The organism is Mycolicibacterium anyangense (assembly GCF_010731855.1).
GTDB classification, from domain to species: Bacteria; Actinomycetota; Actinomycetes; order Mycobacteriales; family Mycobacteriaceae; genus Mycobacterium; species Mycobacterium anyangense.
In genome coordinates this window covers 1,961,300-1,984,795 of record NZ_AP022620.1, presented here as the reverse complement: position 1 = coordinate 1,984,795, position 23,496 = coordinate 1,961,300, and the positions used below count along the sequence as shown (strand labels likewise).

The 23,496-nt window shown below is 67.8% G+C and carries 25 protein-coding genes, 1 tRNA gene and 1 other RNA gene; 13 read left to right on the top strand and 14 right to left on the bottom strand.

Annotated elements, in window-relative coordinates:
- Nucleotides 1-176 precede the first annotated feature (176 nt).
- The 4 genes from G6N35_RS09400 to G6N35_RS09385 all read left to right on the top strand — a co-directional run bounded on the left by G6N35_RS09400 (nt 177) and on the right by G6N35_RS09385 (nt 1,787).
- Nucleotides 177-677, top strand: coding sequence for an Rv2240c family protein (locus G6N35_RS09400; protein ID WP_407664611.1), 501 nt, complete (start codon nt 177-179; stop codon nt 675-677).
- 86 nt (nt 678-763) lie between these two features.
- Complete coding sequence (locus G6N35_RS09395) at nt 764-1,192, top strand: DUF3052 domain-containing protein (RefSeq protein ID WP_163804010.1); 429 nt, start codon at nt 764-766, stop codon at nt 1,190-1,192.
- Complete coding sequence (locus G6N35_RS09390; RefSeq protein WP_281356985.1) at nt 1,189-1,665, top strand: peroxiredoxin; 477 nt, start codon at nt 1,189-1,191, stop codon at nt 1,663-1,665. The genes G6N35_RS09395 and G6N35_RS09390 overlap by 4 nt, the downstream gene beginning before the upstream one ends.
- Nucleotides 1,666-1,712: 47 nt before the next feature.
- Nucleotides 1,713-1,787 (top strand) — tRNA-Val (locus tag G6N35_RS09385).
- A gap of 19 nt (nt 1,788-1,806) precedes the next feature.
- Here G6N35_RS09385 and G6N35_RS09380 read toward each other — a convergent pair.
- The gene (locus G6N35_RS09380; protein WP_163804009.1) at nt 1,807-2,187 is read right to left on the bottom strand and encodes a DUF6319 family protein; all 381 of its coding nucleotides are present in this window, start codon (nt 2,185-2,187) and stop codon (nt 1,807-1,809) included.
- Between the two features lie 159 nt (nt 2,188-2,346).
- On the opposite strand from G6N35_RS09380, the gene G6N35_RS09375 reads away from it, so the two are divergent.
- On the top strand, nt 2,347-3,570 hold the full coding sequence (locus G6N35_RS09375; protein ID WP_197748413.1) for a CynX/NimT family MFS transporter: 1,224 nt from the start codon (nt 2,347-2,349) through the stop codon (nt 3,568-3,570).
- Nucleotides 3,571-3,640: 70 nt separating this feature from the next.
- Here the strand turns inward: G6N35_RS09375 and G6N35_RS09370 are convergent, their stop codons facing one another.
- From G6N35_RS09370 to G6N35_RS09360, 3 genes are all read right to left on the bottom strand, one after another.
- The gene (locus tag G6N35_RS09370; RefSeq protein ID WP_163804007.1) at nt 3,641-3,880 is read right to left on the bottom strand and encodes a GCG_CRPN prefix-to-repeats domain-containing protein; all 240 of its coding nucleotides are present in this window, start codon (nt 3,878-3,880) and stop codon (nt 3,641-3,643) included.
- A 271-nt stretch (nt 3,881-4,151) separates the two neighbouring features.
- Complete coding sequence (locus tag G6N35_RS09365; RefSeq protein ID WP_163804006.1) at nt 4,152-4,388, bottom strand: hypothetical protein; 237 nt, start codon at nt 4,386-4,388, stop codon at nt 4,152-4,154.
- Nucleotides 4,389-4,591: 203 nt separating this feature from the next.
- Nucleotides 4,592-4,828, bottom strand: coding sequence for a hypothetical protein (locus G6N35_RS09360; RefSeq protein WP_163804005.1), 237 nt, complete (start codon nt 4,826-4,828; stop codon nt 4,592-4,594).
- Nucleotides 4,829-4,998: 170 nt separating this feature from the next.
- On the opposite strand from G6N35_RS09360, the gene G6N35_RS09355 reads away from it, so the two are divergent.
- Together G6N35_RS09355 and G6N35_RS09350 are read left to right on the top strand one after the other, a co-directional pair.
- On the top strand, nt 4,999-6,573 hold the full coding sequence (locus tag G6N35_RS09355) for a glycoside hydrolase family 183 protein (RefSeq protein ID WP_163804004.1): 1,575 nt from the start codon (nt 4,999-5,001) through the stop codon (nt 6,571-6,573).
- 133 nt (nt 6,574-6,706) lie between these two features.
- Nucleotides 6,707-7,999 carry a histidine phosphatase family protein gene (locus G6N35_RS09350; RefSeq protein WP_163804003.1) on the top strand — a complete coding sequence of 431 codons (1,293 nt, stop codon included), beginning with the start codon at nt 6,707-6,709 and terminating at the stop codon, nt 7,997-7,999.
- Between the two features lie 15 nt (nt 8,000-8,014).
- Here the strand turns inward: G6N35_RS09350 and G6N35_RS09345 are convergent, their stop codons facing one another.
- Complete coding sequence (locus tag G6N35_RS09345) at nt 8,015-9,727, bottom strand: amidohydrolase (RefSeq protein WP_163804002.1); 1,713 nt, start codon at nt 9,725-9,727, stop codon at nt 8,015-8,017.
- A 62-nt stretch (nt 9,728-9,789) separates the two neighbouring features.
- Between G6N35_RS09345 and G6N35_RS09340 the strand changes: the two genes are divergently transcribed.
- Nucleotides 9,790-10,755: a cobalamin biosynthesis protein gene (locus G6N35_RS09340; RefSeq protein WP_407664525.1), complete on the top strand. Its 966-nt coding sequence runs from the start codon at nt 9,790-9,792 to the stop codon at nt 10,753-10,755.
- Here the strand turns inward: G6N35_RS09340 and G6N35_RS09335 are convergent.
- Genes G6N35_RS09335 through G6N35_RS09325 form a run of 3 tightly spaced genes read right to left on the bottom strand, consistent with a single transcriptional unit; the run spans nt 10,709 to nt 12,662 of the window.
- Nucleotides 10,709-11,530, bottom strand: a complete 822-nt coding sequence (locus tag G6N35_RS09335) for an SURF1 family cytochrome oxidase biogenesis protein (RefSeq protein WP_163804001.1) — start codon at nt 11,528-11,530, stop codon at nt 10,709-10,711. The two genes, G6N35_RS09340 and G6N35_RS09335, sit on opposite strands and share 47 nt — an antisense overlap.
- Nucleotides 11,531-12,034 carry a low molecular weight protein-tyrosine-phosphatase gene (locus tag G6N35_RS09330; RefSeq protein WP_163804000.1) on the bottom strand — a complete coding sequence of 168 codons (504 nt, stop codon included), beginning with the start codon at nt 12,032-12,034 and terminating at the stop codon, nt 11,531-11,533.
- On the bottom strand, nt 12,027-12,662 hold the full coding sequence (locus tag G6N35_RS09325) for an HAD-IA family hydrolase (protein ID WP_281357069.1): 636 nt from the start codon (nt 12,660-12,662) through the stop codon (nt 12,027-12,029). Before G6N35_RS09325 ends, G6N35_RS09330 begins: the two co-directional genes overlap by 8 nt.
- Nucleotides 12,663-12,756: 94 nt before the next feature.
- On the opposite strand from G6N35_RS09325, the gene G6N35_RS09320 reads away from it, so the two are divergent.
- Genes G6N35_RS09320 through G6N35_RS09310 form a run of 3 tightly spaced genes read left to right on the top strand, consistent with a single transcriptional unit; the run spans nt 12,757 to nt 15,391 of the window.
- Nucleotides 12,757-13,578, top strand: coding sequence for a Nif3-like dinuclear metal center hexameric protein (locus G6N35_RS09320; protein WP_163803998.1), 822 nt, complete (start codon nt 12,757-12,759; stop codon nt 13,576-13,578).
- Nucleotides 13,575-14,312: a zinc ribbon domain-containing protein gene (locus G6N35_RS09315; RefSeq protein WP_163803997.1), complete on the top strand. Its 738-nt coding sequence runs from the start codon at nt 13,575-13,577 to the stop codon at nt 14,310-14,312. The genes G6N35_RS09320 and G6N35_RS09315 overlap by 4 nt, the downstream gene beginning before the upstream one ends.
- Nucleotides 14,309-15,391, top strand: a complete 1,083-nt coding sequence (locus G6N35_RS09310) for a bifunctional RNase H/acid phosphatase (RefSeq protein WP_163803996.1) — start codon at nt 14,309-14,311, stop codon at nt 15,389-15,391. The genes G6N35_RS09315 and G6N35_RS09310 overlap by 4 nt, the downstream gene beginning before the upstream one ends.
- On the opposite strand, the gene G6N35_RS09305 is transcribed toward G6N35_RS09310, so the two are convergent.
- From G6N35_RS09305 to G6N35_RS09285, 5 genes are all read right to left on the bottom strand, one after another.
- The gene (locus G6N35_RS09305; RefSeq protein WP_163803995.1) at nt 15,388-16,563 is read right to left on the bottom strand and encodes a M24 family metallopeptidase; all 1,176 of its coding nucleotides are present in this window, start codon (nt 16,561-16,563) and stop codon (nt 15,388-15,390) included. The two genes, G6N35_RS09310 and G6N35_RS09305, sit on opposite strands and share 4 nt — an antisense overlap.
- A 44-nt stretch (nt 16,564-16,607) precedes the next feature.
- Nucleotides 16,608-18,068, bottom strand: a complete 1,461-nt coding sequence (locus G6N35_RS09300; protein WP_163803994.1) for an APC family permease — start codon at nt 18,066-18,068, stop codon at nt 16,608-16,610.
- Nucleotides 18,069-18,323: 255 nt separating this feature from the next.
- Nucleotides 18,324-19,331 carry a LacI family DNA-binding transcriptional regulator gene (locus G6N35_RS09295; RefSeq protein WP_163803993.1) on the bottom strand — a complete coding sequence of 336 codons (1,008 nt, stop codon included), beginning with the start codon at nt 19,329-19,331 and terminating at the stop codon, nt 18,324-18,326.
- The gene (locus G6N35_RS09290; RefSeq protein ID WP_163803992.1) at nt 19,328-20,140 is read right to left on the bottom strand and encodes a nitrilase-related carbon-nitrogen hydrolase; all 813 of its coding nucleotides are present in this window, start codon (nt 20,138-20,140) and stop codon (nt 19,328-19,330) included. The genes G6N35_RS09295 and G6N35_RS09290 overlap by 4 nt, the downstream gene beginning before the upstream one ends.
- A 57-nt stretch (nt 20,141-20,197) precedes the next feature.
- Nucleotides 20,198-20,773, bottom strand: a complete 576-nt coding sequence (locus G6N35_RS09285; RefSeq protein WP_163803991.1) for a type II toxin-antitoxin system RelB family anti-toxin — start codon at nt 20,771-20,773, stop codon at nt 20,198-20,200.
- A gap of 47 nt (nt 20,774-20,820) precedes the next feature.
- Between G6N35_RS09285 and G6N35_RS09280 the strand changes: the two genes are divergently transcribed.
- On the top strand, nt 20,821-21,441 hold the full coding sequence (locus G6N35_RS09280) for an SAM-dependent methyltransferase (RefSeq protein ID WP_163803990.1): 621 nt from the start codon (nt 20,821-20,823) through the stop codon (nt 21,439-21,441).
- Nucleotides 21,442-21,491: 50 nt separating this feature from the next.
- An RNA gene (rnpB, locus tag G6N35_RS09275) (RNase P RNA component class A) lies at nt 21,492-21,888 on the top strand.
- Between the two features lie 10 nt (nt 21,889-21,898).
- Here the strand turns inward: rnpB and G6N35_RS09270 are convergent.
- Nucleotides 21,899-23,419 (bottom strand): CYTH and CHAD domain-containing protein, encoded by a 1,521-nt coding sequence (locus tag G6N35_RS09270; RefSeq protein ID WP_163803989.1) that lies wholly within the window; start codon nt 23,417-23,419, stop codon nt 21,899-21,901.
- Nucleotides 23,420-23,496: the final 77 nt, after the last annotated feature.

Below are 23,496 nucleotides of genomic sequence, written 5' to 3'. Positions count from 1 at the left end.
CCTATCGTGCCGCACTTGGGCCGGTACCGACGAGTAGTCAACTAGAGGGTTGATTGAATTCTTCGCGCCGCGCCGAGCTGGGCAGTTTGCCGGTAACCTCTCGGGCTGTGCTGATCACAACGGCTTCCAGGCTGCGGATCGGCGGACTGCTGGCCGGCAGCGCCGCTGCCATCGCCATGGGCGTGGTGGGTTGCACGACGGTCAGCGACGGCACCGCCCGGGTCAACGCCGGTGACGCCCCCGCTTACCGGACCTCGGTGTCGGTCTCGTTGTCCGAGTCGGCGGCCTCGTCGAGTGCCCGCGAGTCCGAGCGCCAGGCGTCGGAAACGACCAAGGCCATGCATGACACCTGCGAGACGCTGTCGACCACCAGTGCCGACGCCATCGACGCGGTCAACACCTACGTCGGCGCCTTCAATCAGGGCGGCGGAAATACCGCCGCCACCGAGGGGCCGGCTGTCGATGCGCTCAACCAGAGCGCGGACGCGGTGCAGGGCAGCATCACCGATGCCATCCCGGCCGACCTGCGTCAAGCGCTGACCGACTGGGTGGACGGGGCTCGCGCCACCGCCAAGGCGATCACCGCCCAGGCCCCGGCTGACGAGTTCAACAAGACCATCGGCGACCTGAACGACACCAGGTCCAACGCGTTGAGCCTGTGCGACGCGACGTACTGAGTCCGTACCGCGCGGCGTGGAATCTCGCGTGTCGTGCGACGATAGCCCTAGACAGCCGATCCTGACGATATGAGGAGGTCCTGACGGTGGTCGCGGAGGGTGGCCCCCCCAACTATGCCCAGAAGCTGGGCATACACAAAGATCAGGTCGTTCAGGAGTTGGGCTGGGACGAGGACACTGACGACGACATTAGGGCCGACGTCGAGGATGCCAGCGGATCCGAATTGCTGGACGAGGATGCCGACGAGGTTGTGGACGTGGTTCTGCTGTGGTGGCGGGACGGCGACGGTGACCTGGTAGACCGGCTGATGGACGCGATCGCGCCACTGGCGGACGACGGCATCATCTGGGTGCTGACACCCAAGACCGGAAAACCCGGCCATGTGGCTCCCGCCGAGATCGCCGAGTCGGCGCCGACCGCGGGTCTGATGCCGACCTCGTCGGCCAACCTGGGTGACTGGAGCGCCAGTCGGCTGGTGCAACCGAAATCGAAGGCCGCCGGACGGCATTCGTGACGGACCCTGCCGAGGGTCTGATCGGTTCTGCGGCGCCGGACTTCACCCTCAAGGACCAGAACGGCCAGCCCGTCACACTCAGCGATTTCCGCGGGCGCAAGAACGTGCTGCTGGTGTTCTTCCCACTCGCGTTCACCGGAATCTGTCAGGGCGAACTCGACTACGTTCGCGATCACCTACCCGAGTTCGAGAACGACGACACCGCCACGCTGGCCATCTCGGTGGGGCCACCGCCCACGCACAAGATCTGGGCCGTCCAGAGTGGATTCCTGTTTCCCGTGCTGTCCGATTTCTGGCCGCACGGCGCGGTGGCCCAGGCCTACGGCGTGTTCAACGACGACGCCGGCTATCCCAACCGCGGAACCTTCGTGATCGACCGCGCGGGAGTGATCCGGTTCGCCGAATGCAAGCAGCCCGGCGAGGCCCGCGACCAGTCGGTGTGGACCGAGGCGCTCGCTGCGGTGGACGCCTGACCTGGATTTCCCTGCACCCGCGCAGTCCGTGTAACCTGCCCGGGCACGGGCGTGTAGCTCAGTGGTAGAGCTCTGGTTTTACACACCAGCGGTCGGGGGTTCGAAACCCTCCGCGCCCACCACACCAGACACTGGCCGATCTCACGCGAGATCGGCCAGTGCCTTACGGGCAGCTTCGAGTTCGGCTTCCAGGGCGCTGACCCGGGCGGCCTGCTGAGCGCGGGCCTCTTCGATCACCTCGTCGATGGGCGCCGAGAGATCCTCGTGCAGTTCCTTGGCCGCACGCGAGACGGCCGCCGCCGCGACGGCGAGATCGCGGGCCAGATAGCTGCCGCCCTGCTTGAGTTCGGCCCGCCATTCACCGTCGGCGGTGCCGGTCACGGTCAGCGTCAGCTCCAGCGTCTTGGCCTTGCGCCCGGCACCCCGTTTCGCGGGCGCCATGGCAGGAGCGATCTCGACGGGTTCGGGGGCCGGGCCTTCAACCGAACGGAGCAGCGGGGTGGTCAGGGTCTCTACAGTCATCGGATGGCGCTTTCCGGGTGAACGTCGCCCGCGATGCGGGCCGGGCACACCATTAGAACATGTGTTCGACATAGTGCCAAGCTTTGGGGTGTGTGCCGTTAATCGCGTTGTGCCTCAAGTGCTTCGAGCGCGCCCAGGCGGGTATGACAGGCTGGCGTGGTGAACCGCCGCGAGCCCGACATCACCGTCGAACTGGACGGCGCGGTCGAGGTGCCCGACGTGGGACGCCTGACGGCGAGTGCCCTTCTGGTCGTCGCGGTAGTGCTGGTGGCGATCAATCTGCGTCCGGCGGTCACCGCCGTCGGTCCCGTCCTCGGCGACATGCAGCGGGCCATGGGGGCGTCGGCCGTGTGGGCCGGCGTGCTGACGGCCTTGCCCGGGTTGTGCTTCGCGGGGGCGGGCTTGGCGGCGGCGCAGGTATCGCGCCGATTCGGGCTGGTTCGCTCGATCGGTCTGGCGCTGCTCGCACTGGTTGTCGGTCTGCTGATCCGCGTGGTCGACGGTCCATGGGTCGTCATCGGCGGAACGCTGATCGCGAGCTCGGGGATCGCCGTCGTCAACGTGCTCATCCCGGCCGTCATCAAGGAATCGTTTCCGGCTCGGCTCGGCATGATGACCGGTATCTACACCGCGGCGCTGCAGGGCGGAGGGGCGCTGGGCTCGGCCGCCACGCCGCCCCTGGAAACTCTGTGCGGTGGTTGGCGGCCGGCATTGGGCAGCTGGGCTGTGTTGGCGGTCGCAGCATTGATGCTGTGGCTGTTGGCTTCCCGTGGCGGCAGCCGTCCGCCGGAGCGCGTCGACGGGCCGGTCGCGCGCCGCTCGCTCCTGCGCAACCGGCTGGCCTGGACCGTCACCCTGTTCTTCGGTGCGCAGGCGATGCTGGCCTACATCATGCTGGGCTGGTTGCCCGAGGTGTTCATCGACCACGGCGTCAGCAAGACGAACGCCGGACTGCTGGTCGGCCTGCTCTCGGTGATCGCGGTGCCGATCAGCCTGATCCTGGCGCCGATCGCCGCCAGGGGTACCCATCAGAGTGGCTGGATCGCGGCCCTCGGTGTCGCCGGCGTCGCCGGTGTGGTCGGGCTGCTCGTCGCACCGGATTTCAGTCCGCTGTTGTGGAGCTTTCTGGTCGGTGTCGGCATGAGCGTGTTCTCGTTGGCGCTGACGGTGATCGGATTGCGGGCCCGCACCCAGGAGGACACCGTGCAGCTCTCGGCCATGTCACAAGGATTCGGGTATCTGCTCGCCGGGGTCGGGCCGTTCCTGTTCGGGATGCTCCACGATGTGTCCGGCGGCTGGACGGTTCCCTGGCTGCTGGTGCTGGCCGTCTACCTCGTCCAGATCGTCACCGGCGTGCTGGCCGGGCGTCGCCGCTACGTCTGAGTGGGAAGTGCTCTCACGCCGCGAGCCCGCCCGGTGATCGTCACGGGCGGGCTCGGGCGTGTTCGGTGGATCAGCTACCGGCGTAGCAGCGCTCGTCGCCGTTGTCGTTGATCCAGCAGTTCGGGCTGATGAAGTGGGCGCCGGGGCCAGGCGCGTTCAGCACGCAGGTGCCCCCGTCGAGGTGGTAGCCGTAGCCACAGCCGTCGGCCGCGCTGGCTGTCGGGGCCATGCCGATGCCCAGGGCGAGTGCGCCGGCGGCGAAGGTGCCGGTGAGAATTCCTACCGCACGCTTGATGATCGTGGTCGTCATGATGTCTCCAGTTGTTCTATGTCTTGTGGGCGGGCTCGGGATGAGCGGGCTCGAGATGAATAGTGCGCTGGCCCACAGCCGGTGTATGTCCGCCAACCGGACCGGATCTGGAGGGAATCCGGTGTCCTACGATCGGTGGACGACGGCCTGGGTGGCGGCGACCGCCACTGGCCGTCCTGGATGTTTAAAAGTATTGTAGCGCAGTACTTTTAAAGAAAATCCCGCTCGGACTGTGCGGTCCGAGCGGGAGTGGTGTGACAATGCCGTCGAGTTACGGTGCGTAGCAGCGCTCGTCGCCGTTGTCGTTGATCCAACAGTTGGGACTGACGAAGCGAGCACCCGGGCCGGGGATGTTCACCACGCAGTTGCCGTTCTCGAGATGAAATCCGATACCGCAGCCGTCGGCGGCGCCGGCGTTGGGCGCGAAGTTCATTCCCGCCGTCAGCGCGCCGGCTGCCATGGCGCCTGCGAAGAACACTGCCGTCCGTTTACGGATTGATCCAGTCATGATTGTCCTCCCCGAATTTCCCCCGCTCGGGCCGAGCGAGGCGCGAGACGGTTGAGTGTAGTTCTGCAGCGTGCGCGGCGCGGGGGGAATTCGCCGCGTGCGCAGCAGATCAATAGGTTCCGCACCCGTGATTCGGACAGCCGTCATCCCGCCCGGGCCGACGGCCCGGGCGGGATGGATTCGATATTCGATGTGGGGGAGGGTTAGTAGCAGCGCTGGTCGCCGTTGTCGTTGATCCAGCAGTTGGGATGGCCGGGATCGACCTGGGCGCCGGGACCGGGCGCATTGGCGATGCAGCTGCCGCCGGCCAGGTGGTAGCCGTAGCCGCAGTTGTCGGCGGCGCCGGCGGTGGGTGCGAAGCCGAGGCCCAGGGCCAGTCCGCCAGCCGCGACGGCACTGGCGAGAATTCCTGCGGCGCGCTTGGAAATCTGTGTGGTCATGGTGTCCTCCAAGTCTTGGTCCGCTTCTTCTCGAGCGGCTGGAAATGAATACTGCGCCGCCCCGGCCTGCCTCCTATCAGCGGACATCAGCGTTTCTGACCCGTTCGACAATCACGTCCGGATCGTGACCCTGGTGGCCAATACTGGACGGGCGATCAAGGGGGGCATGGATGCGAACAGCGGCGTACGTCTGTCGAATCGGTGGGCTGGCGATAGCCCTGGGGGTGGGTACCGCTGTGGCCACCGGGGTCGCCTCGGCGGATCCCGGTGATTCGACGGCTAGCACGTCCTCGACCGCGCACTCACCACGCAGTCAACATGGCGCGGCCACGCCCAAGGCGGCCAAGCCGGTGAGCCCGGCGGCCGGTGTCCCGACCGCAGCCAGAGCGGCGGCCGCCACTGACCCGGTGAGCACGCCGAAGGCGTTGCCGGTCAACGTCTCTCGGAGTACCGGCAGATTCGCCCCCAACCGCCCGGTGGACCCCGTCGATCCTTCTGCGTTGGTGGCACTGGCATCCTGGACCGGCCGCGAACCGGAGACCACCACCACCGCGGCGCCCACTGCCACCACCTCCCAGACGGCGGTCACCGCCGCACCGGTCACCACCAAGGTCGGCTGGGTCACCGGGCCCGGCAACGGCACACCCGCGAGATTCGGCATCTACGGCACCGATGTCGGAATCATGTGGGACAACGGAATGACCGGCGACCAGCATCAGGTGCTGATGATCTTCGGTGACACCTTCAGCGGGCCCAATCAGAGCGGGGTGTGGCGTTCCAACGTCCTGCTGCGCACCACCGACCCGATCACCCGGACGTTCGCCACCGGCTCGCTCACCGATCCCTTCGCCGGCTCGCCGTTGAGTTCGCCGGGAATGTCCAAGCAGGTGATCCGGGGCAATCCCGGCTATCTGGGTATCTTCGGCTCGGAGGTGACCGTCATCCCCACCGCGGCGATCTCGGTGCCCTACGACAATGCCTACGGCGCAAGGCAATACGTCAACTTCATGTCGGTGCGCTCCTGGGACTACGGCGGGCAGTGGACCACCAACTACTCGGCGATCGCCTACTCCGACGACAACGGGCAGAACTGGACCGTCGCACCGCAGACCGTCCGGGCGGCCAGCTGGCTGCGCTCCAGCCGGCCATTCGTCTACGGCAACCAGAACTTTCAGCAGGGCGCGTTCGTCAAGCCGCCCGCCGACTCACCGGACGCCGGGTACGTCTACTCCTACGGCACGCCGTCGGGCCGGATGGGTTCGGCCTACGTCTCCCGGGTCGCCGACGCCAACATTCTCGATCTCACCAAGTACGAGTACTGGAACGGCTCCTCGTGGACCGTCAACGACCCGTCGGCCGCGGTGCCGATCCTGCCGCCGACCGCGCAGAACCAGAACGCCGGCGGCTTCCTGGGACAGCTCGGTCTGTTCTTCGGCAGCTGGGTGGCGGGCATCTTCGGCGTCGGCGGACCCAACGGACACGTCAGTGAGATGTCGGTGCAGTACAACACCTATCTCAGCAAGTACGTCGCGATGTACTCCGACGGCACCGGCACCGTGGTGATGCGGACCTCCGATTCCCCGCAGGGCACCTGGTCCTCGGCCACCCCGCTGGTCAATTCGCTGCAATACCCGGGGTTGTACGCGCCCATGATGGATCCGCTGTCCACCGGCCAGGACATCTACTGGAACCTGTCGCTGTGGGGTGACTACAACGTGGCGCTGATGAAGACCACGTTGGCCTAGCGATACGTCTAGCCGGACTTCCTCGAACCGTCGCAGGGAGTCCTTCCGCTCGGCTCCTCGGTCCGTTAGTCTGCACCCGACCGGACAAACTGGTAGAACCAGTGCGTCTTGGCTGACGACTACGGGGGTGTCGATGTCTGTTCTCGCTGTACGTGACCGTCCGATTCGTGCGTTCTCCTGTTGGCTGAAGCGATTGTGTGTCGTCGTCCTCGCCGTCGGCATGCTCGTCGCCTCCTCCGCAGCGGCCTGGGCGGCCACGTCCATGACGTTGACCTTCGTTCGGCACGCCCAGTCGATGGAGAACGTGGAGAACATCCTCGGCTCGATCCCGCCCGGGCCGGATCTGAGTCCGCTGGGGCAAACCCAGGCGCAGGCGCTCAAGGACACTCTGATCGCCAAAGGTGTGGCCTACGACGCCATCTACACCTCAACCCTGATCCGAACCGCACAGACCGCCGCACCCTACGCGCAGTACGCCGGGCTGACGCCGGTGGCTCTGAACGGACTGCTCGAGGTCCGCGCCGGTGCCAATGAATTGGCCAGCACCCTGACGAACCCCGACGGCACATTCGTCGACCCGCGAATGACGTCCTACGTCGACGTCCAGGACCGGTGGCGCCTTGCCAGCTGGCTGACTCCGATGCCGCAAAGCCCCACACCGACGTTGGCGAACGGCGATGTCAACGGGATCGCATTCTTCGACCGCACCAACGCGGCGATCCAGAAGATCTACTGGGACGAGATGAACAAGTACTCGTCCTTCACCGCCGATGCTCTCAACCCCGATGCCAACCCACTTGCGTTCTCGCACAACGGCACCATCACCAGCTGGGTGATGATGAACGTCAAGAATCCGCCGAGCCTCGACTTCGTCAACAAGAATTTCCTGGGAAACACCGGAATCGTTGTCGTCAAAGGTAATCCGACCGACGGATGGACATTGGTCAGTTGGAATGGAATTGCGGTTCCAGAACACCCGTCGCTGGCGACCGCGCTGTTCGTCGATTATCGCGATTGGGCCCTGGCGGGATCGCGCGCGGTCTACGACGTCCAGCTCGCGATGGCGGCCGGGGATCCGGCTCTGGTGCTGCAGAAGGTGGTCGAGGGTGCGGGCGCGGTAGTGAAAGCGACCGCAGTGCTACCGGGCAAGGTAGTGGGTGACGTCGCATCCGCGATCGCCGACGCGATCCGCCCGCCGGCACTCGCGGGCGCACCGGTATCGACCGCGAGCACGCGGCTCACGTCAGCGCGAACGGCCGGCGCCGCAAAGGTGCGCGGTGCCGCCGCCGTCCCGATCACGCCGAGGACGGCGGCCGCCGGCAGCCGGACCGCAAGCCCATCCACCACCAAGGCCGCCAAGGCGCCCGCGTCAGCGGCCTCGGCAGGGCGGTCGGCACGTTCGGATCGGATCCGCCCGGCCGCGTGACCGGGCCCAGTGTGATCAGCAGCAGGTGCGGTGTGCCGTGTCGTTGAGGTGGGCGTGTGCGTCGGTGTCGATTCCGTTGACGGCTCCGAGGAAGGCTTCGAGGTCGATTCGCTTGCCGCTCAACCATGTTCCACTCACCTGAACCTGCTCGGCCAGCGCGGCAGGCTCGACGGTGTACGGATCACCCGTCAGCTCGGTGAAATCGGCGAGCTTGCCGACACTGATGGAGCCGACCAAGTCCTCGCGGTGCAGGGTGCGGGCGGCGTCGATGGTGTGGGCGCGTAACGCGGCGTCCAGCGAGATGGCCTGCTCGGGACCGTGCACGGTGCCCGCCCTGGTGCGCCTGCTGACCGCCGTCTGGATGTTGAGCAGCGGTGTCGGCGGAGACACCGACCCGTCGTTGTGCAGTGACACCACCGCACCGGCTGCGACCGCGTCCCCGAAGGCCTGCCACCGGCTGCCGTGCTCGTGATCGAATAGCTTGCCGTCCAGCAGGTCACCCCAGAAGTAGTACTGAAACGGCGCCATCGAGACGTACACCCCGAGAGCGGCGGCCCGCTCGAACTGCGCCCGGGTACCGGCCCCGAGATGTTCCAGCCGCCAGCGATGGTCGGTACCGATCAGGTTGTGCCGGTGCAGCGCCGCCTCGTAGGCATCCAGCGCCAGATCGATCGCGAGGTCGCCGTTGGCATGGAACGACATCTGCCAACCTGCCGGTGCCGCCTGGTCGAGCGTGGCGTCGAGCTGTTCGCGGGTGTAGTTCATCGATCCGACACCGCCGGCCACCGCCGGGTCGATACCGGCGTCGCGGGTGGTGTCGTTGCTCAGATAGGGAAACGAGATCGCGATGTTGCCGATCCACGGCGAGCCGTCGGTCCACAGCTTCACACCACGCTTGACCAGCAGCGCCTCACCCGCGGCGAAACTCTCCGGGTCGGCGAAGCCCTGCGAGGTCGACATCTCCCACATGCTGATCCGCAGTGGGCACGACGGTGCGGCGGCCAGCGCCTCGTAGGCCGGCTTGATGGCGCGGTCGTAGGTCATGTCCGAGGTGGACGTGTAGCCGCCGCGCGCCATCCACGCGTAGTACTGCGCAGCGCTGGCCAGAGGATTGCCGCCGATCTGGGCCATCACCGGGGCGGCGATGGACATGATGGCGGGCGTCTCGAAAGCCTGGCCGTTGAGGCTGCCGTCGGGGTTGCGGCCGAAGTGGCCACCGACCGGGTCTGGCGGGGCCGTCACGTCCCAGCCATTGCGCTTGATCAGCGCGGTCGTGAAGTAGGCGCCGTGACCGGAGTTATCGGTGATTACCGCGATCCGGTCGCCGAAGATCCGGTCGAGTTCGTCGGCCTTGGGGGAGGGCCGGCCGTGCAGCAGTGCGTCGAACCCGGCGAACAGTAGCGGGGTGGCCGGATTCGTGGTGGCGATCGCGTCGGCGATGATCGCCTCGACCTCCGCCCACGACGAGGCCACCCAGGGGGCGATGGACCGTGCCGGTTGCTGGGTGGCCACGCCGCTCATCACCGGGTGGCTGTGCGGTTCGACGAAGCCGGGGAGCAGCGCGGCCACGCCGGTGTCGACGACCTCGGCGTCCGGGCAGGCCGCCCGGCATTCGTCGAGTGACCCCACCGCTGCGATCCGCCCGTCGGTGACGGCGACGGCCTGCGCCCGAGGATGGCCCGGATCCATCGTGATGACGGTTCCTGCCGTGACGATCTGGCTGGACATGGATTTCCCCCTTGGTCAACTGCACCCTCGGGGCAGTACACCACGTGTGAGAGAGTGCCGGGGTGATTGTGGGCAGACCGTGGCGTGCCGCCGGGATCGCACTCGGTCAGTTGGCCGACACGACCTTCGCCGACCCGGCTCGCCGCCACCCGGTCGCGGGGTTCGGTTGGTGCGCAGCCGCACTCGAAGCCAGGACCTACCGCGACAGCCGGGCCGCCGGTGTGCTGCACGTCGCCGTTCTGGTGGGCGGGCTGGGGGTGCTGGGAACGGTGCTGCAGCGCGCCGCGCGGGGCGGCCCGGCGCTGGGTGCGGTGACCGCCGCATCGACCTGGGTGGCGCTCGGGGGCACCACACTGGCCCGGACCGGCACCCGGCTGGCCGACCTGCTCGATGCCGGCGATATCAACGGTGCCCGGCAGCTGCTGCCCTCGCTGTGCGGGCGCGACCCCTCGGTGCTCGACGCCGACGGGCTGGCTCGTGCCGCGCTGGAGTCGGTGGCCGAGAACACCTCCGACGCGCACGTCGCCCCGGTGCTATGGGCGGCGGTGGCCGGGGTCCCGGGTGTGCTCATGTACCGCGGGATCAACACGCTGGACGCGATGATCGGCAACCGGTCGCCGCGATATGCCCAGTTCGGTTGGGCTGCAGCACGATTGGACGACGCCGCCAACTACGTCGCGGCGCGGGTGGGCGGTGCACTGGTGGTGCTGTGCGCACCGCTGATCGGGGGCTCGCCGACGGGAGCCCTGCGGGCCTGGCGCCGTGATGCGGCTCGGCACCCCAGCCCCAACGCCGGAGTGGTCGAGGCGACGTTCGCCGGTGCGCTGGGGGTGCGTCTGGGCGGTCCGACCCAGTACCGGCATGAGTTGGAGATCCGTCCGACCCTGGGTGACGGACGGGTGCCGCAGGTCGACGACCTGCGCCGCTCGGTGGTGCTGTCCCGGGTGGTTCAGTTGGCGACCGCCGCGCTGGCCGTCGGGCTCAGCGCCGCCGGCCGTAGCGGTCGGCGAGCTTGTCCTCGACGGTGAGCGGCTCGGCGGATGTGACGGCCGCGGCCGTCTCGGCCTCGCGGCGGCGCGCCTTGACCTCGGAGTAGATGAAGTAGCCGAGGCCGATCGGTGCCACGATGCCGAACGCGATCCACTGGATGCCGTAGGACAGGAACGGTCCGGAGTCCAGATGGGGGAGTTCGGCGACACCGAGCACACCGGGCTGGTTCTCCACCAGTTGCAGATAGGACCCCGCCAGCGGGACCCGGGTAGTGGCCGAGACGGCGCGAGTGTCGATGGCGTAGACCTGGGTGATGCCGTTCTCGGTGAACGCCCCCTTGTCCGGCGGCGCGGTCTCCGAATCGCGCAGCCGGGCGGTGATCGACACCGTGCCGGACGGCGCGGGCGCGATCTCGGGTACCGAGGTGCCCTTCACCGGACGCACATAGCCCCGGTCGACGAGCACGGTGGGCCCGCCGTCGACGGCGAACGGCACCAGTACCTCGTAGGCCGGATCGCCGCCGACCACCCGCAGCCGGGCCAGCACCTGGGCGTCGGTCAGGTAGTGGCCGGTCGCGGTGACACGCCGCCACTGGGCATCCGGGGCAGCCGAATTCTGGTGTGGGAGATAGGTTGTCAGCGCAACGGGCTCCGCGGACAGCGACGACTGGATCTGCTGGTTCTCCCGCTCGGTCTTGGTGTTCTTGCCCAGCTGCCACGGGGCCAGCACCGTGAAGCACAGGTAAGCGAACGCCACGACCACCAGCCCCAGCGCCCACCAGCCTGGCTTCAGCAGGAACGACCACCGCTTCATCTAGCCCGCCAGACCCTCGGCGGACAGTCGCGCTTCGACCCAGGTGTGCAGGCCCGGCAGGGACGCCTCGATGACGGTGAACGTCTCCTCGAAGTCTGCGTGGTCGCCGTAGTAGGGGTCCTCGACGTCCGGTGCGTGCGCACCGGAGCGCGGGTCGAAGGAGCGCAACAGCCGCAGCCGGTCCGGCTCGACTCCGAGGTCGGAGAGGAACCGCAGGTGATTGCGGCCCAGTGCGATCACCAGATCGGCGCCCAGGTGGTCGTCGTCCAGGCGGGCCGCCCGATGGTCGGTCGGGTAGCCGTGCTGGCGCAGCACCGCGTTGGCGCGACGGTCGGCACCTTCACCGACGTGCCAGTGGCCCGTCCCCGCGCTGCTCACCCGCACCACGTCGGCCAGGCCGCGCTGGGCGATCTGGTGGCCGAACATCTTCTCGGCCATCGGGGAGCGGCAGATATTGCCCGAGCAGACGAACGTGACGTGAAGGAGCGACTGTGGGTCAGACACCGAGCACCTCCCGCAACGCCGACACGCTCGTCACGTGGGCGGCGGCCGCGGCGGCTGCCTCCGGGTCGGTGAAGTCATTCGCGCCGTAGCCCCACCCGACGACGACGGTGTCGATACCGTGCTCGGCGGCCCCCTCGACGTCATGGGCGCGGTCACCGACCATGACCACCCGCTGCGGCAGCGGCTGCAGCTGGGCCAGCGCATGCGCCACCACGTCGGCCTTGCTGGACCGGGTGCCGTCGACGCTGGCCCCGGCGATCACGTCGAACGCGTCGGCCAGGCCGAAGTGCTCCAGGATCCGGCGCGCGGTGGGCTCGGCCTTGGAGGTGGCCACCGCCAGCCGCACCCCGGCGGCCCGCAGGTCGGCCAGCAGCTGCGGGATACCGTCGAACAGCCTGTTCATCGCCCATCCGCGGGTGGTGTAGTCGGCCCGGTAGGCGGCGATCGCGTCACCCGCCAGCTCACCCAGCCCCATGCCCCGCAGCGTGACGTGCATCGGCGGTCCGACGATCCGGCTGGCCAGATCGCCGGCGGGAACCTCGGCGCCCACCGCGGCCAGCGCATGCCGGAAGCTGGCGACGATGCCGTCCGCCGAGTCGGTCAGGGTGCCGTCGAGATCGAACAGCACCAATTGCGGGCGGGTGTCGGAGGCCGTGCGGGTCACGGCTCCATTGTCCCTGATCGCCCGACGGTACTGTGCTTCACGTGGTGGAGATGATCCGATGAGCGCAGCACTCGCCGAGATCATCGCCGTGCTCGATGCCGCCTACCCGCCCGCGCTGGCGCACAGCTGGGATTCGGTGGGCCTGGTATGCGGTGATCCGGCAGACACCGTGGACTGCGTCACCGTTGCCGTCGACCCGACCGCGGAGGTGGTGGCGACGGTGCCCGAGCGTGGGCTGTTACTCGCCCACCACCCGCTGCTGCTGCGCGGAGTGGACACCGTGGCGGCCAGTACCCCGAAGGGTGCGCTGATCCACCAGCTGATCCGTCGCGGTGCCGCCCTCTTCACCGCGCACACCAACGCCGACGCCGCCACCCCCGGGGTATCCGACGCCCTGGCCGATGCGTTGGGCCTGACGGTCGAGTCAGCGCTCGAACCGGCGGCCGAGGGACCGGATATCGGGATCGGGCGGATCGGCCGCCTCGCCGAGCCGGTGCGCTTCGCCGACTTCGTCGCCCGCGCGGACGCGCTGCTGCCCCGCACGACCTGGGGGGTCCGGGGCTCCGGCGACCCGGATGCCCTGGTGTCGCGGATCGCGGTCTGCGGGGGTGCCGGTGACTCGCTGCTGGGCGCGGCCTCGGCGGCGGGCGTGGACGTCTATCTGACCGCCGACCTACGTCACCACCCGGCCGACGAGCATCGCCGCACCGGCGGCCCGGCGCTTGTCGACGTCGCCCACTGGGCCAGCGAATTCCCCTGGTGCGGCCAGGCCGCCGCGCTGCTGAGCGCCCACTTCGGCGCGGCGCTGCCCGTCACCGTGTGCGACATCCGAACCGATCCCTGGAACATCGAGTACTCATCGTCGAAAGGCGGCTTGTGAAAGCTGATGTGACCCAGCAGCGTTCGCTGCTGGAGCTGGCCGAGCTGGATGCCGAGCTGTCCCGCACCGAGCACCGTGCGGCCAACATGCCCGAGCAGCAGGCCTACGAGCAGGCCCAGTCCGACCACCGTGCCGCCGGTGACCAGCTGGCCGCCCTGACCCTGGCGATCGAGGACCTCGACGCCCAGGTCGCCCGGTTCGAGTCCGAGATCGACGGGGTGCGCCAGCGTGAGGACCGCGACCGCGGCCTGCTGGACTCGGGCACCGTCAACCCCAAACAGCTCGAGGAACTGTCCCACGAGCTGGAGACCCTCGAGCGCAGGCAGGCCAGCCTGGAGGACTCGCTGCTCGAGGTGATGGAGCGCCGCGAACAACTGGTCGCCGAGCAGTCCGAAGCGTCGGCGAAAGTCGAAGCGCGCCAGCATGATCTGGCCACCGCGAAGGCCGGCCGGGATGCGGCGACCGAGGAGATCGACGCGGTGCGCACCCAGCGCACGGCGCACCGCGGCGAGGTACTGGCCGGACTGGACAGTGCGCTGGTTCAACTCTACGAACGGCAACGCGCGTCGTCCGGTGTCGGTGCGGCCCGGCTGCAGGGTTCGCGGTGCGGCGCGTGCCGGATCGAGATCGATCGGGGCGAGATGGCCCGGATCTCGGCGGCGGCCGAGGACGAAGTGGTGCGCTGTCCCGAATGCGGCGCAATTCTGTTGCGTTTCACCGGTTTCAGCCGATGAAGGTGATCCTCGAGGCCGATGGCGGGTCGCGGGGAAACCCCGGACCCGCCGGCTACGGCTGTGTGGTGTGGTCGGCCGATCACCAGACCGTACTGGCCGAGCACGGCGCGACCATCGGGGTGGCCACCAACAACGTCGCGGAATACCGCGGCCTGATCGCCGGGTTGGAGGAGGCGCGCAGACTGGGTGCCACCGAGGTCGCGGTGTTCATGGATTCCAAACTCGTCATTGAGCAGATGGCCGGACGGTGGAAGGTCAAGCACGCCGCCATGGCCGAGCTGCATCAGCAGGCCCGGGCGCTGGCATCGACCCTCGATGCGGTGAGCTACCAGTGGATTCCGCGCGAGCAAAACTCCCATGCCGACCGGCTGGCCAACGAGGCGATGGACCAGCCCGCCACGATCGCCGACCCACCGGCGGGGGCGGTCGCCGTGCCGCCGTCAGCCTGGACGGGCAACCGCGGCGCCCCGACCCAGCTGTTGCTGTTGCGGCACGGCCAGACCGCGCTGTCGGTCGCGCGGCGCTATTCGGGACGCGGCAACCCGGAACTGACCGACACCGGCCGGCGGCAGGCCGAGGCGGCCGCCCGGTATCTGGGTGGACGCGGTGGCGTGACCGCAGTGGTGTCCTCGCCGCTGCAGCGTTGCGTGCAGACGGCGACGGCGGCGGCGTCCGCACTGGGATTGCCGGTGTCGATCGACGAGGACCTGATCGAGACGGATTTCGGTGCCTGGGAGGGGCTGACGTTCTCCGAGGCCGCCACGCGTGACCCTGATCTGCACGGAAACTGGCTGCGCGACACCAGCCTGCGGCCGCCCGGCGGGGAGAGTTTCGACGACGTCGCCGTGCGGGTGCGCCGTGCCCAGGACCGCATCATCGCTGAGAACGCGGGCCAGACGGTCCTGGTGGTCTCGCACGTGACGCCGATCAAAACCCTGCTGCGCCTGGCGTTGGACGCCGGCGCGAGCATTCTGCACCGGCTGCACCTGGACCTGGCCTCGCTGAGCATCGCCGAGTTCTACCCCGACGGCGGGTCGTCGGTGCGACTGGTGAACCAGACCTCGTATCTGGGCGACTAGGGTTTCGCCGCGGTCACCTCGGGTGCCACCGTCAGCTTGCGGAGTCCGTTCGCGGTGACCACGAAGTTGTCCTCGATCTTCAACACGGTGGTCTTACCGTCCCGCTGGTAGCTCAATTCGGGCTCGATGGCGATGACCTCGCCTTCGACGAGGACGGCGTCCTCGTCCATGTGCTGCGTGGTGTAGATCGACGGCAGCTCGCACAGTCGCAGACCGACACCGTGGCCGACTGCATACGGTGTGCCGAAATAGCCTTTGCCGACGAGGAATTTCTTGGCGATTCGTTGAAGTTCTGATGCGCGTGCCCCGGGCCGCGCCGCCGACTGAATCAGTTCATGGCACTCCAGCAGCGTGGCATAGGCTTCGGCGTGGTGCTTTCGGGGCTCGCCCACGAACGCGGTCCTGGCTGCATCTGACGCGTAACCGCCGACGCCGTAGCAGCCGATGTCGAAGAAGAACGGATCTCCATCGACGAATTCGCGGCCCGCGGCGAACCAGTCGCCACTTCCGTTGCGCAGATTGCACACCGAGTGCGTGACGAACTCGACCCCGGCTGACTGCTGATAGGCCATTGCGGCAGCGAGCACGTCGTGGTCGGTGGCGCCGGGCACCGCCGCGAGGGCGGCCGCCTCCATGGCGGCGGTGTTGACGTGGGAAGCCGCTTCCAACAGTACGATCTCGGCGTCCAGTTTGAAGCGGCGCAGCCCGAACAACGCTCCAGAGACGCTGTGGATGTCCAGTTGCGGTGCCGCTTGACGAAGCCCGCTCAGCAGTGCGGTGTCAATCGCGTCGACCCCGACCCGACGGGCGCCCGAACCGAGTGCTGACTGGACGGCACGCACCCAGGTGGCCGGATGCGCGGCCGGAGGCGACCATGAAGGCAGCGGGCGGAGGTGCTTGATCCACGGCTTGTCGGGGAAATCGGCGGCGACCACTTCGTCGACGTAGGGCACCATCAGGTCGGCGGAGCCATCGGAGGAGACGACGGCGACGAACCAGTCCGGCTCGTTGGTGATCTGTGCGCGGAAGTCGGTTACGTAGCGGATGTGGTCGGCGCCGGTGAGGAGCAGATGGTCCAATCGCTGTTCCCGCATGAGCGCCTCCACCCGCTCCCATCGCTGGCGATGAAGGAGGGCGAAGTCGACTGTCGGCCATTCGAAGCTGACGGGCATGTTCAGTTCCTCTCGGGGAGTCGTTGTCCGGGTGAGTGTTTGGTCTAGAGCGTGGGCAGTGCGGTGTCGGGCTCTGTCAACGGTGCGGTGATCGGCTTGGCGGCTTCCCGGTGCGCGGGAGCGGTGAAGTAGGCCAGCAGCCCGAGGGCTGCGATCACCGCTGTCGCGATCACCGGGGACCAATTGAGAAGCCATTGATCGGCTGTCCCACGTGGCCAGAGAACGTTGACCGTTTCGAGTACGAGCCAGGCAAGAGCCAAGAAGGCGCAGGGTATTCCAGCGCGGCCGGCGAATGTCGGCTCGCTGGGTTGCCATCGGCCGCGGAGGTAGGCGATGACCAGGGCCGCCACCGGGAAGAGGAACGCCAGGAAGAACCCGGTCGTGGTGAACGCGATGAGCACAGTGTTCATGTCGGCGTTCTGCAGTGGGATGAACAGCGCGATCGAGATGACTGCCGTCACGAGAACCGCGTTGCGGGGCATCCGCTGTTCGCCGCTGAGGCGTCGCAGCCAAGCGGCACCGGCGAGTTCACCTTCACGGGCGTTGGCCCAGATCACCCGCGACACCGAGGCCTGGACGCCGATGAGCGTCGCGACGAACGCGATGATGAACAGCACGAGGATGACGTCGACCATCGTGGGGGAGAAGTGATACGCCAGGATCGCGATGACGGGATCTTGTCCGCTTGCCAGAATCGCGGCGAGATCCGGTGTGGCCATGATGATTCCGAATGACGTGAAGAGCACCAGCGCTCCGACCGCGAGCAGCGACACGACGATCGCGCGCGGGACGGCGCGGGCGGGTTCTCGGACCTCCTCCGCGATGGCGCTGGCGGATTCGAAGCCGAGAAATGACCACCCGGCAAAGGAGACGGCGACGATGAGCGGGGTCATCATGAGCGCTGTACCGGGTGCGGCATGCAGCCCTTCGAGGACTATCGACGGCTGCTGCAGGCGGCCGAAGAACAGCAGATAGGCGCCCACGCCGAGTGATCCGAGGACCTCGGCAGCGACACACGCGACCGAGGTGATCTTGACTGCTGAGCGCCCGATGAGGTTCACCGCGGTTGCCACGACGAGCATTCCCACCGCCAGTCCGGTGCGGACGACCGTGTTCGCCGGATCGAGTCCGAACAGGACGGCGATGAAGAATGCTCCACCGTAGGCGACCGAACTCAGTGCGATCAGCAGTGCCCACGAGTAGGTCCAGCTCGCTGCCCACCCGTATGGGGCGCCAAGAAGACGCCGGGACCACTGATACACGCCACCTGCGAAGGGCCAGCGCGAGGCGAGGACGCCGAAGGTGACTGCTACCAGGGTTTGGCCGGCGAGACACACGACCCATCCCCACCAGAACCCGGGTCCCACGGTGGCCAGGCCGATGCTGAAGATCGCGTACATGGCCACGATCGGCGAGACGAACATGAACGCCAGTGATGCGGCTGACCACATCCCGAACTCCCGCTTCATGGTGGCGGTTTGGGACCCGTCCGATCCGATTGCCATGAGCCTCTCCTTGGAACGCTGTGCCGGTGGGATGGCGTCTTCGCGAGCGTGCGGAAACGTTTCCGCAAGTATGGTCGCTTCCGCGCCGGAGTCAAGATCCGGAGAGTGTTCGGTAACGGAGTGTTTACGAGCGGAGCTGCCCCGGCTGGTCGCAGCTGGTGTGCGCAGTGCTTCGCTGAGTGCGTAGTTGCCAGTCGAAATGCACTGCAATACAAGGCAATTAGATCATCGCGCGGTCCGCGGTATTCGGACTTTTCAGGTTGTCGCGCCGGCCGCACCGGTCGTGCGCGCAATGAGGCGACCTGGAATGATCACCTCGGTCGGGCCGGCTTGTTGGTTGATCACGTCGAGCAGGACCTCGACGCATGCGGCGCCGATGGCGGCTGGGGATAGGTCGATCGCGGAGATGCGGACGGTGTCGGTTTCCAATGATCGGCTGTCGCCGAGACTCAGCACCCTGCCGTCGAGGGGAAGATCGCGACTGCGCAGCGCTGCGTAAGCGCCCAACGCGAGCCTGTCCAAGGTGGCGAAGAAGGCGTCCGGCGGCTTGGTGTCGGCGAGCAGTCTGGTCGCCGCCACCCGAGCGGCTTCCTCGGTGAGGGCGCCGGCGATGCTACAGATCCGGGGTGACACCTCGTGATCGGCGCACCAGGCCAGGTAGGCGGTCGTGCAGTCGTGCACATAGGACGCTGAACTCTCGCTGGTGAGTAGAGCGGGGGCGGTCGCCCCGGATGCCCGCAAGAAGTTCAGTCCTTCGGGGACCACCTCCGAGAAGTTGCTGTCGACGAAAGCCACGTCAACGCCGGTGGCACGACCCGCTGTTACCAGCGGAAGGTGGCGGGACACCGCCTCACGCAGGAGCGGGAACTCGGGAACGGGATCGACGATGATGACCCCATCCGAGGGAATGTTCGGGTGTTGCGCGTTGGCCGACAACAGCGGAACCAGTGCCAGGACCACGCCGCGCTGGGCAGCGGCGTCGGCCGCAGAACTCAACACTTGGACGAAGTAATCCACATCGAAGGTTGCGGTCAGCGCCGCTCCGGGTGATGCGATAGCCGCCAGAATGACCCCGGTCCGGCCGGAGGGCAGATTTTGTGCACTCAAACTGGGCTTGTACTGCAGCTTTTCGGCGACCGCCCGCACCCGGATTCGGGTGCCTTCGGGCAGCCGCCCATGTCCGCTCAGCGCTGCGGAGACGGTGGTGGTGGATACCCCGGCAGCGGCGGCCACATCACGAATGGTGACCCGTGACTTCTTCATCGATGTCCGTACAGCGCGGGCCGCAGATGGTGGATGTAGTCGATGACGCTCGGCACCCGGTCGCCCACGCGGACCACCGCTTCGGTCACATTCTCCCCGGTGCCGCAGGATGCCTGGGTCGTCCCGTCAGAACTGGCGACCAGTGATCCTCCCGCGAACTCGAATCCCGATTCGTGTCCCACCCGGTTGACGTAGACGTGGGGAATCCTGTTGTCCAGGGCGCGCGCGCGGACGGCGAGTTCGTGATCCGGTCCGTACGGTTTCATGTTCGCAGCGACTGTGGTCAGGACTTCAGCGCCAGTCCGGCGGAGAGTGCGTGCGATCTCCGGAATCTCGGTTTCGAAACAGATCATCGGACCTACGGCCACACCGGCGACCTCGACTGTGTGGATCTCGTCGCCGGCGACGAAGGCGTGCTTCTCCTCGCCGAACAGATGAGTCTTGCGATAGACCGCCGCGAGGTCACCGTCCCGGTCGATGATCAACAGTGAGTTGAAATACCCTGCGACATCGTCTTCGACGAAGCCCAGCATGAGAGCGGTTCGGTGCTCGCGACACAGTGCACCGAGGCGATGGACGAGCGGATGTGAGCGCCCGATTGCGATCTCGTTCAGGTCTACGGTGGTGTAGCCGCTCAAGAAGAGCTCCGGGAACACGCACACATCTGCATCGGGGTGGTTGCTCAAGACGGCGGCCGCGTAGGAGGCGTTCGCGTCCAGATTTCGCGGCGACGGGCTGCATTGAACTGAGACAACCCTGATTTCACGTGGACCGCCGGCACCGTGATCGGTGTGGTCATGAGCTGTCACGCCTACGAGATTAACGGCATCGTCGCAGTGCGACGGACTCCGGCGGACCCGGATCGGCTAATCGCGCAGGTGCACCCGTTCGCCGTGCGGGCCGAACAGGATGATGGCCTCCACGGGGGAGTCGACGGTGCCGAACCAGTGCGGTGTCCAGGTGCTGAACTCCACCGCCTCGCCCGGGTCGATGACGAACTGGCGCTCGCCCAGGATCAGCTGAAGCCGGCCCGACAAGACGTAGAGCCATTCGTGGCCTTCGTGGGTGGGGAGTTCGGCAGGCGGGGTGCGGCGCCGGGCGCTGATGCGGATCTTGAAGGCCTGCAGGCCGCCCGCCCCGCCGCCGCGGGTCAGCGGCCAATAGGTGACCAGATGGCGGGTGTGCGAGGTGCTCCGCACCCGTGGGTCGACGGCCTCATGCGTTCCGAGCAGCTCATCGCTGCTCACCGACAGCGCTGCGGCAAGCCGGGGCAGGTGGTCCAGCGCCAGCCGTCGCTTGCCCGACTCCAGCCTGCTCAGCGTCGAGACGTCGATACCGGCCCGCGAGGCGACGTCGTCGAGTGTCATGCCGTGGCGGGCGCGCAACTCGCGCAGCCTTCGGCGCACCCGGAGGTCGACGTCATCATCGGTGTTTGCCTGCATGGCAAACAACATTGCCAGTCGGGATGGGGCGCGGCAAGCTTGCCGGTATGGACAACGAACACCACAGCCATTGGGAACAGCGCTACGCCGAGAAGCCGCAGATCTGGAGCGGACGGGTCAACGCCCGGCTCGAAGAGATCGTCCCGCAGCTCGATGGCGACGTCGTGCTGGATCTGGGCTGCGGTGAGGGCGGGGACGCCATCTGGTTCGCCGAACACGGCTGGGAGGTGGTGGCCGTGGACGTCTCCAGCACCGCGCTGGCCCGCGCCGCCAAGGAAGCCGACAAGCGGGGAGTGTTGTCGCACATCGACTTTCAACAGCACGACCTGACCCAGACCCTGCCGGAGGGACCGTTCGATCTGGTGTCGGCGCAGTTCTTCCACAGCATGGTCGACATGGACCGCCCGGCCATCCTGCGCCGCGCCGCGGCCACCGTGGCACCCGGTGGCACGCTGCTGATCGTCGACCACGGCGGGGCGCCGCCCTGGGCGCCCGAGGAGGTGCGCCACCACGTCTTCCCGTCGGCCGACGAGGTGGTCGAGGGCCTGGCGTTGGACCCGGGGCAGTGGGAGCGGGTCCGGGTGGACAGCGTGCCGCGGCACGCCACCGGGCCGGATGGTCAGCAGGCCGAACTGCTCGACAACGTCATCGAACTTCGCCGCAGATAGCCGAGTCGATTACGGAACAGCCCGCTGAGGCGCTACGTTGTTGGCGCGGACGAGTTGGCCGGGCGGCCGCGGCTCTTCGAGTCGAGGAAAGTCCGGACTTCACAGAGCAGGGTGATTGCTAACGGCAATCCGAGGTGACTCGCGGGACAGTGCCACAGAAAACAAACCGCCACCGCTCTTCGGGGCGGCGGTAAGGGTGAAACGGTGCGGTAAGAGCGCACCAGCATCCCGGGTGACCGGGATGGCTCGGTAAACCCCACCCGAAGCAAGGCCAAGAGGCCGCACCTGGTGCGGCTGCGCAGGCGTTCGAGGGCTGCTCGCCCGAGCCTGCGGGTAGGCCGCTCGAGGTACCCGGCGACGGTGTGCCCAGATGGATGGTCGCCGCCGCTCTGCCACGGGCAACCGGGCAGGGCGGAACAGAATCCGGCTTACAGGCCAACTCGTCCGCCCCGCGCGCCTAGTGCGCCTTGGCCACCGCCTTCTTCAGGGCGCCCAGTGCCTCGTCCAGTTGTTCACGGGACCGGCGGGCCAGGTCGTCCTCCTGCTGATACAGCAGTCCGTAGGTGAAGGTGTCCTCGCCGGCGGCGTGGGCGGCCTCGGCCTGCTGGCTCAGGTGGGTGCGGCTGACCACGCTGTCCTGGTGGTCGCCGAGCAGGGTCTGGATCACCTTGGCGCGCTCGGACACCTTCGACTCGCCGGTGGCTGCTGCGACATAGCGAAGGCGCTTGGCGCCCTTGCGAATTCGGTGCAGCGCCTCGTCTTTGTGTTCTTCCTCGGCGTGTGCGGCCGTCCTGGCGGCCTTGCGGATCCGCTTGTACGCCGAGTCGATGGTCACCGGTGCGTGCTCCTCGCCGGGGGCAGGCGGCGCCGGCTCGGCGGCCACCAGTGCCTCCAGCGCGTCGAGCAGGCGGAAGTAGCGCGGCGAGCGCATCGCGGCCAACGAGCGGCGCAATCCGGCCTGGTAGCGCCGGTTGGCACCATCCACCAGCCGCTCCCGCACCTGGCCGCGGACCAGCTCCGGCGCCAACTCGTCCAGCGCCCGCTGATAGCGCTCGGCGAGCACCTCGGCGTCGCGCGCCACCCCGAGCACCCCGGCGAGCTGGCGCAGTTCATCGAGCACCCAGGCGTCGTCGGTGAGGCCGAAGGCGTCCTCCGAGGCCTGCAGCAGGCTGCGGATCTTGCGGGTGGTCACCCGCATCTGGTGCACCGAATCCCAGGTGTCGGCCCGCACCGCCCGGTCCCACTCCATCATCTGGTCCACCTGCTCGGCCACCGCGCGGTGCACCGGGTCGGCGGATGGCTCGGGGCGGGCGGGGGCGGGCAGCCCGGCCTGCAGCACCTTGGCCAGCTTCGAGCCGTGCCCGGCGGGGGCGGCGCCGGCGTCGAGCAGCCGGTTACCCAGCCGGCGCAGCACTTCCTTGCCGCCCTTGACCTCGCCGTCGACGAGTTCTAGCTCCCACTCGTGCCAGCGCTGCTCCTCGCCCGGGCTGCTGTCAACGGGATCGAGGGCCGATGCGGTGACCTCGTCGTCGCAGAACTCGGCCAATGCGGCTCCGTCCGTGCCGTAGACCATCACCACGTTGCGGGTGGTCGAGATCCGGGCGACCGGCACCAGCGGGCGGTCGCGCACGATCGCCAGCACAATGTCGACGAGTTCCTCGGGCACCTCGCCGGCCGCGGCGTGGTCGCCACTCTCCAGCGGCGCGTGCACCTCGGTGCGGGCATCCGGACCGGCCGGCAGTTTCAGGTGCCAGCCGGCATCCGGGCCACCGGTGCGTCGGCGCAGGGTGACACGCCGCCGGGCCAGGTCCTGGTCTGATGTGTCGAAGTACACCGCGTCCAGGGATTGTGACGGCAGCCGCTCGACCCGCGAGACGAACGTCAGCCCCTCGAAGGACGGGAACACCGTTGCCGGGGGGACGTCGAACTTCTGCTCAACCTCGACGTGGCGGGACGAACCCGCAGCTTTTGCAGCCATTTCCACCTTCGCTAGTGACTCCGTTGGCGGCCTGTGTGCCGCAGAGGGTGTCACATCCAAGTGAACACGAAGTCGCG

Coding starts and splice junctions, on each gene's coding strand:
- G6N35_RS09285 (WP_163803991.1), bottom strand. CDS start 20,773: ATGCAGGCAAACACCGATGATGACGTCGACCTCCGGGTGCGCCGAAGG.
- G6N35_RS09345 (WP_163804002.1), bottom strand. CDS start 9,727: ATGTCCAGCCAGATCGTCACGGCAGGAACCGTCATCACGATGGATCCG.
- G6N35_RS09295 (WP_163803993.1), bottom strand. CDS start 19,331: ATGAAGAAGTCACGGGTCACCATTCGTGATGTGGCCGCCGCTGCCGGG.
- G6N35_RS09300 (WP_163803994.1), bottom strand. CDS start 18,068: ATGGCAATCGGATCGGACGGGTCCCAAACCGCCACCATGAAGCGGGAG.
- G6N35_RS09335 (WP_163804001.1), bottom strand. CDS start 11,530: ATGAAGCGGTGGTCGTTCCTGCTGAAGCCAGGCTGGTGGGCGCTGGGG.
- G6N35_RS09380 (WP_163804009.1), bottom strand. CDS start 2,187: ATGACTGTAGAGACCCTGACCACCCCGCTGCTCCGTTCGGTTGAAGGC.
- G6N35_RS09310 (WP_163803996.1), top strand. CDS start 14,309: ATGAAGGTGATCCTCGAGGCCGATGGCGGGTCGCGGGGAAACCCCGGA.
- G6N35_RS09305 (WP_163803995.1), bottom strand. CDS start 16,563: ATGCCCGTCAGCTTCGAATGGCCGACAGTCGACTTCGCCCTCCTTCAT.
- G6N35_RS09350 (WP_163804003.1), top strand. CDS start 6,707: ATGTCTGTTCTCGCTGTACGTGACCGTCCGATTCGTGCGTTCTCCTGT.
- G6N35_RS09365 (WP_163804006.1), bottom strand. CDS start 4,388: ATGACTGGATCAATCCGTAAACGGACGGCAGTGTTCTTCGCAGGCGCC.
- G6N35_RS09320 (WP_163803998.1), top strand. CDS start 12,757: ATGAGCGCAGCACTCGCCGAGATCATCGCCGTGCTCGATGCCGCCTAC.
- G6N35_RS09360 (WP_163804005.1), bottom strand. CDS start 4,828: ATGACCACACAGATTTCCAAGCGCGCCGCAGGAATTCTCGCCAGTGCC.
- G6N35_RS09355 (WP_163804004.1), top strand. CDS start 4,999: ATGCGAACAGCGGCGTACGTCTGTCGAATCGGTGGGCTGGCGATAGCC.
- G6N35_RS09280 (WP_163803990.1), top strand. CDS start 20,821: ATGGACAACGAACACCACAGCCATTGGGAACAGCGCTACGCCGAGAAG.
- G6N35_RS09270 (WP_163803989.1), bottom strand. CDS start 23,419: ATGGCTGCAAAAGCTGCGGGTTCGTCCCGCCACGTCGAGGTTGAGCAG.
- G6N35_RS09370 (WP_163804007.1), bottom strand. CDS start 3,880: ATGACGACCACGATCATCAAGCGTGCGGTAGGAATTCTCACCGGCACC.
- G6N35_RS09400 (WP_407664611.1), top strand. CDS start 177: ATGGGCGTGGTGGGTTGCACGACGGTCAGCGACGGCACCGCCCGGGTC.